We start from the raw sequence: 12,492 nt of genomic DNA, 5'->3' as shown, positions 1-12,492 counted from the left end.
CCGCACACCCGGACGCGGCGGCGGCCCGGCCGGGGGACCGGCCGGGCCGCCGCTCGTCCTGCGCCCTCCCCGCGTCCGTGCACCCACCTCGCGGCGTCGCCGCCGGAAGCGCGGACGGCACCGCGCCCGCCCGCTCAGCGTGCCTCCGCCGGCCGCGCGTGGGCGAAGCCCCTGTGGTGCCAGACCAGGCCACCGGCCGGGCGGCCCAGGCAGTCGGCGACCGCGACCCGGCCGACCAGGATCGTGTGATCGCCCGCCTCGATCACGTCGTGCCGCGCGCACGTCAACCGCAGTGCGCTGTCGGCAAGTTGCGGGGCATGGCGGGAGACGGGCCCGGTGGCGAGCGAGACGTCCTCGAAGCGCTGTCCGGTGGGGCCGGCGAACTTCTTCGCCAGGGCCTCGTTCTCCGGGCCGAGCAGATGGACCGTGAAGGCGGCCGCACCGGTCAGCACGTCGTGGGTGCGCGAGCCCCGGTCCAGGCAGACCAGCAGGAGCGGCGGGTCCAGCGACAATGAGGACACCGCACTGGCCGTCAGGCCCCGCGGGCTGCCCGTGTCGTCGTAGCACGTCACGACGGTGACCGGGGCGGCGAGTGAGGCCATGGCCGCGCGGAACTCGTCGGCCGGGATGTCGCGGGACATGACCGAACCGGCCGCCTCGGGGGCCCGGCGGGCACCGCCGGACGGTGCCTCGCGGTCCCGGCCGCCCATCGTGCCGGCGGACGGTGCGCCGGATTCCGTGAGCAGAGTCGTGGCACTCATCGGGACGCCCCTTCCAGCTCCGGCTCGCGCTCCGCCACGGCGGGCGGCACCGCCGCGGGCCGAGGCCGCTCCGGTCCCGGCAGCCATCGGCCGAGCGGTTCACCCACCGTCCCCCGGGCCAGGTCCCAGGCGATGCGGCCGCCGGTCACCACCGTCGTGAACCGCCCGGTGAACATCCAGCCCTCGTACGCCGACCAGCCGCACAGGGACTGCACGTGCTTCGCGGACAGCTGCCAGCGCGCGTCCGGATCGAGGAGCGCGAGGTCGGCGTCCGCGCCGACCGCGAGACGGCCCTTGCCCGCCAGCCCGAACAGGTCCGCCGGCCCCGAGCCCATCAGGCGGGCCAGGTGCGCGGCCGCCGCGTCGGCCTGGATGCCCCGGGCGAGCATGCCCGTCCACACGGACACGGCGAGCTCCTGCACGCCCGGCAGACCGGGCGGTGCCTCGGCCGGCGGACGGTTCTTCTCCTCGACGGTGTGCGGGGCGTGGTCGCTGCCGATGGTGGCGGCCTCGCCGCTGAGCACCGCCTGCCACAGGCGTTCCCGGTCGCGCGGGGCACGGATGGCGGGGGACAGCCGGGTGCGCGGTCCGCGCCGGGCGGTGTCGTGGTCGGTGAACGACAGGTGGTGGCCGGTGACTTCGAAGGAGATCGGCAGCCCCTCGCCCGCCGCGGCCGCAAGCATGTCGGTCTCCTCCGCCGACGACACGTGCAGCACGTGCACCTTGGTGCCGTACGTGCGGGCCAGGTGCACGACCTTGGCGACGGCCACGATCGCCCCGGAGCGTGGGCGGTGCGGCTCGTACGCGTCGTAGGATTCGGGGTCCCCGCCGCGGGAGTCCAGCAGGTCGAAGACGTGCTGGTCCTCGGCGTGCAGCACGAGGCGTACGCCGCCGCGCGCGGCGGCCGCGAAGGCCGCCTCCAACTGGTGCGCCTCGCGGAAGACCACGGGCGCGGTGTGGTGCCCGGCCATGAAGGCCTTCGCCGAGGTCGCCACCGCCGGGTCCAGGCCGGCGAGGACCTCCGGGTGGTCCGGGTCGGCCCCCATGTGGAAGCGGTGGTCCACGTAGGACCGACCGGCGATCAGGGCGGCCTTGGCCCGCAGGGAGGCCGTGTCGAGGGACGGCGGGCGGGTGTTGGGCATGTCCATCACCGTGGTGACGCCGCCCGCGAGAGCTGCACGGCTGCCGTTCTCCCACGTCTCCTTGTGTTCGAGACCCGGAGTGCGGAAGTGCACGTGCGAGTCGATGAGGCCCGGCAGGACGTACCGGCCGGCGGCGTCCAGGCGCGGCCCCGGGGGCAGCGGGTCGCCGGGGGCGACGAGGGAGTCGACGCGGCCGTCGCGGAGGACGACGGCACCCTCGCGGACCCCCTCGGGGGTGACGAGCAGGCCCCCCTGCACCACCAGGTCCGCCTCCGGGGCGGAGGTGTGACGGGAGGTCGTGGACATACGGGACGAGGCGGTGTTCAACGGTTCCACGGCAGACTCACCAATTCCTTGCAGAGGTCGTTGGTCGGTCCCATCAGGGCGACGGCACGGGCGTCGCGCCCGAACCGGTTGATCGGGTGCGTCTCGACGTAGCCCGCCGAGCCGAGGAACTGCGCCACGTCCGCCACGACCCGCTCGGCCGTCGCGGAGGCCGCCAGCTTGGAGTGCAGGGTGGTCAGGCCGGGGTCGGCCGAGGTGCGGCGGCCGGCGCGTTCCACCACCGCGCGGGCGGTCTCGACCTGGGTCGTCAGGTCCACCAGCCGGTGGCGCACCGCCTGGTGGGCGTAGAGCCCGCGCCGCGCCGCGTGCTCGTGCGCGGCGTCGAGCGCCGCCTGGGCGATCCCGACGGCGACCGCGCCGAGCGTCGCGCCGCTGTCCCGGACCCGGGCGATGATGGACGCGGCGACGCCCGTCGCGCCCAGCCGTGCGGTGTCGGGGACGCGGCACTCCCGCACCGACACGAACCCCGTGGCGGAGCCGCGCATCCCGGCCAGCCGCATCGAGGTGTCGGGCAGCAGGCCCGCATGGTCGCCGGGGATCAGGAAGAACGTCTGCCCGGCGGCGCCGTACCCGGTGTCCTGCGCCGAGGCGGACGGTGCGGATTCCTCCTGCGACTGGGCCAGGACCAGATAGACGTCGGCCAGCCCCGCGCTCGTGGTGAAGGACTTGGCGCCGTCGAGCAGCCAGTCGCCGCCGGTGGTGCGGTGGGCTCTGGTCGAGAGGTTCTTCTTGGCGGCACCGGCTCCGCTCTCCGACCAGGCGGAAGCCGCCAGCCACCGGCCGTCGGCCAGCCTGGGCAGGACTTCGCGGTGCTGGGCGGGGGTGCCGTTCTCCACGATCCGGCTGGTGACGGCGCAGTGCTGGAAGAGCATGATCGCGGCGGAGGCGTTCACCGACGCGACGTGTTCGACACAGGAGTTGAGCGCCACCGCGTCCGCTCCGGCACCGCCGTGGGACGTGGGGACGACGAGCGCCAGCAGGCCGCTCTCGCGCAGCACGGCGACGGCCTCCCGGTCGGGCTCCCCGCTGAGGTCGGCCGCCTCGGCACACGCGGACAGACGGCTCAGCACCTCGGGCGAAGGGAGGAGGGGGGTGGTACGGAAGGCGTGGCCCCGGGCGGTGCCGGCCTCCACGAACGGGTCGGCGTACGTGTCGGGGAGCGCGGGGGGCACGGTGCTCCCGCGCACGGCGGTCAGGCTGTCAGCGGAACCCACGGTGTCTCCTCGGATGAGTGGTCGGACGTGGCGAGCACGGGAGTGCGGTCCCCGGCGACGGAGCCGGTCCGTGGGGTGACGGACCGCGAACGCGGCAGCAGCCCCCGGTAGTCGACCTGCTTCTCGGCCACCGACACCCAGGCGAGCCTGCGCACGTCGTCGGGGCCGAGCGTCGAGTGGGCGGCGACCCGCACGCACCCGCCGGGGGTGCGCACCGACAGCAGGGCGTCGGGGTCCTGCGCCGACGTCCCGGCCAGTGACCAGGGCACCGAGCCCACGATCCCGGCGGCCGCACCCAGGCAGATCGCACCGGTCAGGGCGACCGTGGGATGCCACGAGGGGACCGACACGGCCCGTACGAACAGTCCGCCGCCGTCCTGCGGCAACAGAGCGGCGATCTTCGGGAAGGCTCCGAAGGTGTCCCACCCCTGCGACTCGCAGACCGCGACCCGCAGCCGCGTCATGGCGGTGAACAGTCTCGGATCGTCCGCGAAGAGCGCGTCGGGTCCGCCGACCCCGAGGTGGGAGGCGTCGACGAAGGCGTACGGGTTGCCCATCGACACCAGTGACACGGGAACGGAACGGCCTTCGAAGGGGACGTGCGTGACCGGCTCGCCCGTCATCAGCAGTTCGGGCAGCCTCAGGGGTGGAGAGCACAGGAAGTGGGCGGTGAACCGGGTGCCGCCGTCGGAGGTCTCCTCCGTCTCGCACACCACGTTGTCGCCGTTGTTCAGGACGTTGACCCGGACCCGGCAGCCCGGCACGAGCGGCTGGATCATGCCGGTGCGCGCCGCCGCCTCGACGGCGGCCAGGATCGAGTGACCGCAGGAGCCGCGTAGGTCGAAGCTGTCGTGGCTCTGCGGGAGGGACTGCACGAACCGGTAGTCGAGGTCGAACAACGGGTGGCGGGAGGGCCGTACGATCGCGTTCTTCAGCACGTCGCCCGCGCCCTGCCCGCTCAGGTCCGCCCGTAGGCCGGCCAGCGCGTCCAGCAGTTCGGGCTCGGACTCCGGGAACACACGGCCGTCCAGGACGACGGTGGGGCAGGGCGCGCCGTGCGCCTTGGCCAGGGAGACGTTCATACGACCGCCCCCGCCGGCTCCGGAGTGCGCAGCGAGGCCCCGGCGGCCGCGCCGAAGAACTCGGTGCGCCACATCTGATGCGACATCAGCGCCCACAGGGCCAGTGACACCTGGTCGGACGGCTTGACCGCCTGCTCGGCGAACAGGGCGTCCACCGCCTCGTACCGCATCCTCCCGTCGGCACGCAGCGCCTGCGGGGACAGCACGTCGCGGGCCATGGCCCACAGCCGCTGCCCGGGGGCCAGCATCGCCGTGATCGGCAGGGTGAACGGCTGCTTGGGGCGGTTCAGGACACTGTCCGGAAGCAGGCCGTCCGCGGCCCGGTAGAGAGCGCGCTTGACACCCGTGCCGGGGACGGTGCGGTGGTGGTCGGGCAGCGTCGCCGCGTAGCGCACGATGCTCGGCTGGCAGAACGGCAGCCTGGCCTCCACGGAGCTCGCCATCGACAGGTGGTCGACACGGCGCAGGTGGTAGGCGGGCAGCCGGTAGCGCTGCTCGATGCGGGAGATCCGCTGGAGACGGCTGCCCGCGCCGTGCGCGAGCGTCTCGGTGAGGCCGGGCGGCATGGCCGTCCCGTGGGAGCGCACCCGGGCGGCGTAGTCACCGGTGTACAGGTGATCGCGCAGGGAACGCGGCACGGCGGCGAGGTGGTCGAGATAGGCGCCGGCCCAGTCCGAGCCCTCGGGCGCGGCGACGGCCTGCGTCATGCGCGAGTACCCGCCGAAGAGTTCGTCGGCCGCGTCGCCGGTGAGGGCGACCTTGAACCCCGCGTCGCGGACCGCCCGGAAGAGCGAGAAGGTGCTGAGCGTGATCGGGTCGGCGTTGGGCTGGCCCAGATGCCGTACGACGTCGCCCATCAGGTCGGGGAAGGTGGCCGGGTCGATCTCCACCTGGTGGTGGACGGTGCCGGTGTGCCGTGACACCTCGTCGGCGAAGACACGCTCGTCGCCCGGCCAGTCGCCCGTGTAGGCGATGTTGAAGGTGTGCAGGGCGCCGGACGCCCCGCGGTCCCGCAGGGTCCGGGCGGCGAGCGCGGTGACCAGGCTGGAGTCGAGACCGCCGGAGGTGATCGCCGCGACCGGGGCGTCCGCGATCAGCAGCCTGGACACTTCGCGGGCCAGCAGATCCCGCAGCTCTCCGCCCGTCTGCGCGAGACTGCGCTCCTCGCGGACCGGGGGCGCGCTCTCGTACCCCATCCGCCGGGTGGTGAGGTGCAGGCCCTCCTCGCGGGTGACGACCGCGGTGGCGGCCGGCGGCAGCACGTCGATGCCCTGGAACATGGTGCGCTGGCCGAAGGGCGTCTTCGCCGACAGGTAGGTGTGCAGACCCAGTTCGTCCTCGTAGGGGCGTACGTCGGTGAAGCCGAGCAGCGCGGGGAGCTCCGAGGCGAAGTGGAACCGGCCGCTGCGCTCCTCCCAGTGGTAGTAGAGGGGCTTCATGCCGGAGGCGTCGGTGGCGATCACCAGACGCGGGGCGGAGCGCAGGTCCATGACGGCCACGGAGAACATGCCGTCCAGTTGTTCGGCGAACCGTTCGCCGTAGGTGAGGTACAGCGCCGGCAGGATCGAGCCGTCGCAGCGGTCCTCGAAGTGGAAGCCCTGCCGTATGAGTTCGGTGCGCAGCCGGTCGTGGTTGTAGAGCTCGCCGTTGAAGACGACGGTGATCTCACCGAGGCGGTACGGCTGGGCGCCGCCCTCGGGGTCCATGATCGACAGCCGGTTGTTGCCGAGTGCCCAGCCGGAGTGCTGGGCGAAGGACTGGGCGTCGGGCCCGCCGTGGTGCTGGAGGGCGGCGACGTCGCGCATTTCCTGGGCGGTGGTGCGGGCGTGGAAGGATCCGTGGATGCGGCACATGGCTCAGATCACCTGACGTCGGAGGAGAGGCCGGCGGCGGAGTAGAGCGCCGGGTCGTACGGGCTGGGGCCGCCGCAGGTCACGAAGCGCCGGGCCTCGGGGCCGGTGTGCGGGTTGCGCGCGCCGTGCAGGACGCCGGGCGCGGCGTACAGGACGTCCCCGGCCTCGACGTCGATCCAGCGGTCGCGCAGGTACATCTGCCCGATGCCCTCGAAGGCGATGAACGCCTCGTCGCTGTCGGGGTGCAGGTGGACGTTGAAGGTCTGGCCCGGCTGCTGGATGCCGCAGTGCAGACACAGCTGGCTGCTGCCGTTGCCGGGCCAGAAGACGAAGTTCATGGTGGCGCGGTCGGCGTCCGGGGTGATCTGGCCGGTGCCGCCGAAGCCGCGCAGCTGGGTCGTCTCGTCCCAGAGGCTGGAGAACGGCTCGGGGTCCGTGCCGGGACGGCGTCCGGCGGCCAGGGGGGTGCGCCAGACGTAGGCGGTCAGGCCGCCCTCGCCGCCGGCGGCCGGGACCTGCGCGTCGGCGGTAAGGGTCAGGGACTGCCCGGTGGGTGCGTACACGGCGTGGCCGCGGGCCACACCGTGGCTGCGGGAGCCGACCGTCGCGGTGCCCAGGCCGGAGAAGACGACCACGGTGTTCTCCTCCTCGGTGCTCCTCTCCGGGGTGAAGGACTCGCCCGCCGCGACGCGCACGACGTGCAGAGTGACGTGAGTGGCGCCGGCGGCGGGGCTCACCGGGGTCGCGAGCATGGTCCGCCGGCCGGGCAGCGGGGCGAAGTCGAATGCGGCGGAGGCGATGATGCGGGCGTCCCCGAGGGGGATCGCCGCGAGGGTTCCCGAAGTGGATGCGTGCATGTGCGGTGTGCTCCTTGAGGGTGGGGGAGGGAGCGAAGAGGGTTCGGTGCTTCCCCTCGTCCTGTGACCCCAGGCTCGCTCCGGGCGATCCCGGCGCACTCCCGCTCCGCTACCCGTGCGAGGGACATGACCGGGAAGCGTCCCGGATCACCCAGGAACATCAACTCGCTTGCCAAAAAGCCGAGTTGATACGTCGTGGCGCGGCAACGAGCCGGGGCCGGCGCAGGCACCCGGAAGGGTGTCCGCGCCGGCCCCGGCTCGGTGTGGTGCGCTGTGCGCGCGGCTGCCTACGAGGCGGCCTTCTCCGGTACGGGGGCAGGCGCCGCAGGTGCGGGCGGCGCGGCCTCCGTCCGCCTGGACAGGGCGGAGATGCGGCCCTCGGCCAGCGCGAGCGCCGCGATGACGACGATGCCTCCCACCGGCACGTTCCACGTCAGCGGCTCACCGAGGGCGAGCACACCGACGACCACCGAGAACACCGGCACGAGGTAGTTCACCCCGGACGCCGTCGTCGGACCGGCGTCCGCGATCAGCCGGTTGAGCAGGGCGAACGCGAGACCGGTGGAGGCGGCGCCGAGTACCAGCAGGGCGAGCAGCGGCTTGGCGGTGAGGTCGCCGTGCAGAGTCCAGCCGGTCATGAAGGTGGTCACCACCACGGTGATGACGGCGGCGGAGCCGAGCTGGGCGGCGGTCACCGACAGGGCCGGCAGCTTGTGGGGTCCGATGAAGCGGCGCACGTACACGAAGCTGACGGCGTAGCTCGCCGCGGCGCCGACACAGGCCAGCTGACCGCCGAGGGTGCCGAACCCGTCGGTGTTCCACGGCCCGACGACCACGACCAGACCGATGAACCCGCCGATCAGACCCACCACCTTGCGGGTCGTCGGCCGCTCCTCGGAGAGCGCGAGGGCCGCGACGCCCATCGTGATGAGCGGCGTCGCGCCCTGGATGACTCCGGCGGTGGTCGCGGTGGTGTGCTGCTCACCGATGGCGAAGAGGGTGAAGGGGATGACGTTTCCGAAGACCGAAGCTACGGCGATGTGTCCCCAGAGTGTGCGGGAGGGCAGGCTCAGCCGCTTCAGGGCCAGGATCGCCAGGACGACGAGCGTGCCGACGATCAGACGGCCGGAGGCGAGCTGGAGCGGGGCGAACGCCTCCAGCGACATCTTGATGAAGGCGAAGCTGCAGCCCCACAGGGCGGCCAGGAGGCCGAAGCGGCCCCAGTTGGTGAGGTTCATGACGGGTTTCTCCTCGTCGAGGATGAGGCGGGGGTCCGGGGGGTGCGGGTGCAGCCGGTCCGGTCAGGCGTGAACACGCGTGTGGGTGTCGCCGGGGCCGTGGTGGTGGCCGGCCCCGTCTTCACGGGAGTGCGGGTGGTCGTGGTCCGTGTCGGGGGCTTCGACCTCGTACTGGTCGTACTTCTCCATCAGGGCGACCATCGCCTCGCGGGACGGGCGGTTGCCGTCGGCGAGCAGATCCGCCAGGCCCTGGAAGTAGCCCTCCCGGTGCTCCGCCGGCGTGAAGAGGATCAGCATCTCCGCGAGGGAGCCGCTCTCGTTGCGGAAGCCGTGCACGGCGTTCTCCGGCACGTGCAGGAAGTCGCCCGCCCTGGCGGTGCGCCAACCGGTTCCGTCGTGCAGGCGCACCTCGCCCGACAGCACGTAGAAGGACTCGGAGATCCGGGAGTGGTAGTGCGGGTCGGCACCCCCGGCGCCCGGGAGCATCGAGTGGTGGAAGAGTCCGAAGCGGCCGTCGGTCGTCTCCGCCAGGGCGATGAAACGGGTGGTCGTGGCCACCCCGATCTCGGCCTTCACCGCGTCGGCGTACGCCCGGAACATCGCGTGACTCATGCTCAGGCCTCCCACATGCTCAGGTAGCGCTCCCCGGTGTCCGGTAGCAGCGTCACCACGAGGCTGTCGGCGAACTCCGGCCTACGGGCGATCAGTTCGGCGGCACAGGTGGCCGCACCGGAGGAGACCCCGGCGAACAGGCCCTGGCCGCGGGCGAGCCGCCGTGCGGTGAGGAGCGCGTCCTCGTCGGAGACGGCGAGTACCTCGTCGATGAGCGTGACGTCGGTGGTGTCGGCGACGAAACCGCCGTTGAGTCCGGGGATGCGGTGCTGGCCCGCGTACCCCTGGGAGAGGATCGGCGACTTCTCCGGCTCGACGGCTATCACCCTCACGTCCGGGTCCTGCTCCTTGAGGTGGCGGGCGACGCCGGTCAGGGTGCCGCCGGTGCCAACCGCGCACACGAAGGCGGCGATGCGGCGGCCGGTCGAGGCGACGGCGGAGTGGATCTCGGGGCCCGTGGTCTCGTAGTGCGCGCGGACGTTGTCCTGGTTCTCGTGCTGGCACGGGAACCAGGAACCGAGGGTGGCGGCGTGGAGCCGCTCGGCCTCGGCGATCGCACCCGGGTAGCCGAGCGCGCTCGGCGTCTGGACGATCTCCGCCCCGAAGGCCCGCAGCAGCTTGACCCGTTCGGTGGTGGCGTTGTCCGGCAGCACGATCACACAGCGGTAACCGCGGGAGGCGGCGAAGGCGGCCAGCGAGATGCCGGTGTTGCCGGAGGTGGCCTCGATGACGGTGCCGCCGGGCGGGAGGTCGCCGCGGTCCTCGGCGGCGCGCAGCATGTAGAGGGCCGCACGGTCCTTGCTGGAGGACATCGGGTTGGCGGACTCCAGCTTCGCCAGCACGCGGGCGCCGGGAGCCAGATCCCGCAGGCGCAGTTCCAGCAGCGGGGTGGATCCGACCAGGTCCTCGACGCGGGAGGCGACCGCGGGGCGGACGGGGGCGATGGGGGCCAGGGGGGCCTGTGCGGTGGTCGTCACGGTTCTCATCTCTCGCAATCGGGAGGAGTCGGGGGAGTGGGTGGAGCCGGTGAGGGCGTACGGGTGCACGGAGGCCTGGAGCGTCACCAGGAGCCCGCGGAGGCGATGACGGTGAACACGTCCTCCATCAGTTCCGGCTTGCGGCCCGGCTCCTTGATGACGGCGGTGGGCGCGAGCACCCGCGCACCGCCGGGGACGTCCTTGTTGACGAGGGCCTGCGCGCCGATGACCGCGCGGTCCCCGACGGTCACCGGCCCGAGGACCGTGCAGTTGGCACCGAGGACGACTCCGCTGCCGACGACGGGGTGGCGGCGGTCGCCCTCCGGCCGCTTGTTGTCGCTCCACCAGCCGACCGCACCCAGGGTGACCTGGTGGTACATCGTCACGTCGTCGCCGACCACGGCGGTCTCGCCGATCACCACGCCGGCACCGTGGTCGATGAACACCCGGCGTCCCAGCACGGCGCCCGGATGGATCTCGACGGCCGTCACCCGCCTCGCCCACCGGGCGAGCAGCCGGGCCGGCATCCGCATCCTTCTGCCGTGCATGCGGTGGGCGACCCGGTGCGCCCACAGCGCGGTGAGGGCGGGATGGAGCACGGCCTCCTTCGTGCCCCGCACGGACGGGTCCCGTGCGACGACGACGTGGAGGTCCTCGCGAAGCGTGCGCAGAAGACGCGGGGTGGGGGAGGCGGGGGTTGCGCCCGTCGTCCCGGGGCCCCCCTCGGGGGCGGTGCCGGACGCGGGGCCGGGGACCGGATTCGGCTCCGGTTTCGTCGGACTGAGCAGGCTCATCGTGGCTCCAGTGGCGGGGCGGGCCTCTTGACTGGGACAGAGCCTGCCGGTCCGCCTTCCCGCCGGAGTCCCGGCCCGTTCCCTCCCCTCCGGCCCCCGGCGGCCGGGCCGGAACGAGGAGGGAACGTGGCGGGAAACGAACGGGAACGGGCACATCCACACTCGCCGGAGACCACCCCCGCCGGACACCGGCTTCCCGGAGTCCGGAGCCGGGGGTGCGACCGCCACCTCGCACACCGACTCGTCAGACATCGAGCAGAGGAGCTTCCCGTGCCCGTGATTTCCGTGGACTGGTGGAAAGGCAACGACCGTGCCCAACGTGAGGAGCTGGTCAGTGAGCTGACCGCCAGCGTGTCCCGCATAGCGGGGTGCCCCAAGGAGGCCGTCACCGTCATCGTGCGGGACGTGGAACCCGGCCACTGGGGGAAGGGCGGCGTGCTCGCCGACGTCCTCCTGGCGGATACCCCCACCGACGCCCCCACCCCACAGGACACGGGCGCACGGCCATGACGTCACCAGCAGGATCCGGTCACCCCGATCCGAGGCGGATCCTCCTCGTCGCCCCGTCACCCCGTCTGGTGGCGGAGGCGACGGAGGCCGGCTTCGACGTCCTGACCCTCACCGACACGACCGGGTTCCGGGACGACGACGCGCTCCGCGAGCACCTCGTCGACCTCGCCCGCACCCACCGGGTGAGCAGGCTCATCGCCTGCGGAGAGGCGAGCGCCCTGCCGGCCGTACTGGAGACGGCCGAACACCTCGGCCTGTCCCCGAACCCGGCCGCCGTGGCCCGGCTGCTGGCCGACCCCTCCGAGATCCGGGGCCTGCTGACCCGCAGCGGCCCCCAGTGGGAGGCGGTCGCGCTGCCCGCGGGGTCCTGGGAGCCATCGCCCGCCCACGACATCGAATACGGCGTGGAGACGCTGACGGCGGAAGGGATGCACCGGGTCACCGGCATCGTCGAGCTGCGCCGTACGGACACGACCGGGGACCCGGGGGGACCGGCGGCCTCCGGTGGTGGGCCGGGCGACGACGTCACCCGCCCCGCGCACGCTCCCCTCCATACCTTCCCGGCCCCGCTCACGGGCCAGGAGGAGGCCGAGATCAGGGCCCTGGCCACCGGACTGCTCGACCTCGCGGGTTACGAGTTCGGATACGCCTTCACCCGTATCGCGCACACCGGTCGAGGCCCCCGCATCATCAACGCGCTCACGCGGCAGGCGAGCCGGCCCGTGTCCCGGCTCATCGAGCTCACGACGGGGCTGGCGCCCGAGCGGGAACTGGTGCGCGCCCTGGCGGGGAAGCCGATGGAGGCGCCGGTGCTCGTCGGCTGCGCGGCGGCCGTACCGCTGCCCTGTCCGGACGACGTGCCCCACGACATCACGCTGCTGGCCGGCGTACGGGAACTGCGGGACGGGCACGTGCTGGTGACGGCCCTCACGCCTGCCGAACTCACCGGCCGGACCGCGGCCGTTCGCGACCGGCTGGCCTGAGCCCGTACACCCCCGTGTCGCGCGGGGCCTGCCGGCCGGGCCGGCGCGCCCTTCGCGCATCCCGGATCCAGAGGCCCTCCACCAGCGCTCTTCCCCTGTGTGCGAGGTGGTTTCCCGCTCCGTT

Annotated in this window: 12 protein-coding genes; 2 read left to right on the top strand and 10 right to left on the bottom strand. The window is 73.1% G+C overall.

Features of this window, described 5'->3' with window-relative positions; translation table 11 throughout:
• Nucleotides 1–134: 134 nt before the first annotated feature.
• The 10 genes from OG206_RS07585 to epsC form a co-directional block, all read right to left on the bottom strand.
• On the bottom strand, nucleotides 135–761 hold the full coding sequence (locus OG206_RS07585; protein ID WP_327113570.1) for a flavin reductase family protein: 627 nt from the start codon (nucleotides 759–761) through the stop codon (nucleotides 135–137).
• Entirely contained in the window at nucleotides 758–2,239 is a 1,482-nt protein-coding gene (locus OG206_RS07580; protein WP_327113568.1) for a dihydroorotase, read from the bottom strand. Before OG206_RS07580 ends, OG206_RS07585 begins: the two co-directional genes overlap by 4 nt.
• Entirely contained in the window at nucleotides 2,227–3,462 is a 1,236-nt protein-coding gene (locus tag OG206_RS07575; RefSeq protein WP_327113566.1) for an acyl-CoA dehydrogenase family protein, read from the bottom strand. Before OG206_RS07575 ends, OG206_RS07580 begins: the two co-directional genes overlap by 13 nt.
• Nucleotides 3,441–4,544 carry a PrpF domain-containing protein gene (locus OG206_RS07570; protein ID WP_327113564.1) on the bottom strand — a complete coding sequence of 368 codons (1,104 nt, stop codon included), beginning with the start codon at nucleotides 4,542–4,544 and terminating at the stop codon, nucleotides 3,441–3,443. The genes OG206_RS07575 and OG206_RS07570 overlap by 22 nt, the downstream gene beginning before the upstream one ends.
• Entirely contained in the window at nucleotides 4,541–6,397 is a 1,857-nt protein-coding gene (gene asnB, locus OG206_RS07565; protein WP_327113562.1) for an asparagine synthase (glutamine-hydrolyzing), read from the bottom strand. The genes OG206_RS07570 and asnB overlap by 4 nt, the downstream gene beginning before the upstream one ends.
• An 8-nt stretch (nucleotides 6,398–6,405) precedes the next feature.
• The gene (locus OG206_RS07560) at nucleotides 6,406–7,254 is read right to left on the bottom strand and encodes a cupin domain-containing protein (RefSeq protein ID WP_327113560.1); all 849 of its coding nucleotides are present in this window, start codon (nucleotides 7,252–7,254) and stop codon (nucleotides 6,406–6,408) included.
• Between the two features lie 287 nt (nucleotides 7,255–7,541).
• Nucleotides 7,542–8,492, bottom strand: a complete 951-nt coding sequence (locus OG206_RS07555; RefSeq protein ID WP_327113558.1) for a DMT family transporter — start codon at nucleotides 8,490–8,492, stop codon at nucleotides 7,542–7,544.
• A gap of 63 nt (nucleotides 8,493–8,555) precedes the next feature.
• Nucleotides 8,556–9,104, bottom strand: a complete 549-nt coding sequence (locus tag OG206_RS07550) for a cupin domain-containing protein (RefSeq protein WP_327113556.1) — start codon at nucleotides 9,102–9,104, stop codon at nucleotides 8,556–8,558.
• A 2-nt stretch (nucleotides 9,105–9,106) separates the two neighbouring features.
• On the bottom strand, nucleotides 9,107–10,090 hold the full coding sequence (locus OG206_RS07545) for a PLP-dependent cysteine synthase family protein (protein ID WP_327113554.1): 984 nt from the start codon (nucleotides 10,088–10,090) through the stop codon (nucleotides 9,107–9,109).
• Nucleotides 10,091–10,164: 74 nt separating this feature from the next.
• Entirely contained in the window at nucleotides 10,165–10,875 is a 711-nt protein-coding gene (gene epsC, locus OG206_RS07540; protein WP_327113552.1) for a serine O-acetyltransferase EpsC, read from the bottom strand.
• 270 nt (nucleotides 10,876–11,145) lie between these two features.
• On the opposite strand from epsC, the gene OG206_RS07535 reads away from it, so the two are divergent.
• Together OG206_RS07535 and OG206_RS07530 are read left to right on the top strand one after the other, a co-directional pair.
• On the top strand, nucleotides 11,146–11,385 hold the full coding sequence (locus OG206_RS07535; RefSeq protein WP_327113550.1) for a tautomerase family protein: 240 nt from the start codon (nucleotides 11,146–11,148) through the stop codon (nucleotides 11,383–11,385).
• Entirely contained in the window at nucleotides 11,382–12,368 is a 987-nt protein-coding gene (locus tag OG206_RS07530; protein ID WP_327113548.1) for a hypothetical protein, read from the top strand. The genes OG206_RS07535 and OG206_RS07530 overlap by 4 nt, the downstream gene beginning before the upstream one ends.
• Nucleotides 12,369–12,492: the final 124 nt, after the last annotated feature.

Source organism: Streptomyces sp. NBC_01341 (assembly GCF_035946055.1).
Classification (GTDB): Bacteria; Actinomycetota; Actinomycetes; order Streptomycetales; family Streptomycetaceae; genus Streptomyces.
Note: the sequence above shows the minus strand (reverse complement) of the source record. Positions and strands in the feature narration are given on the sequence as shown.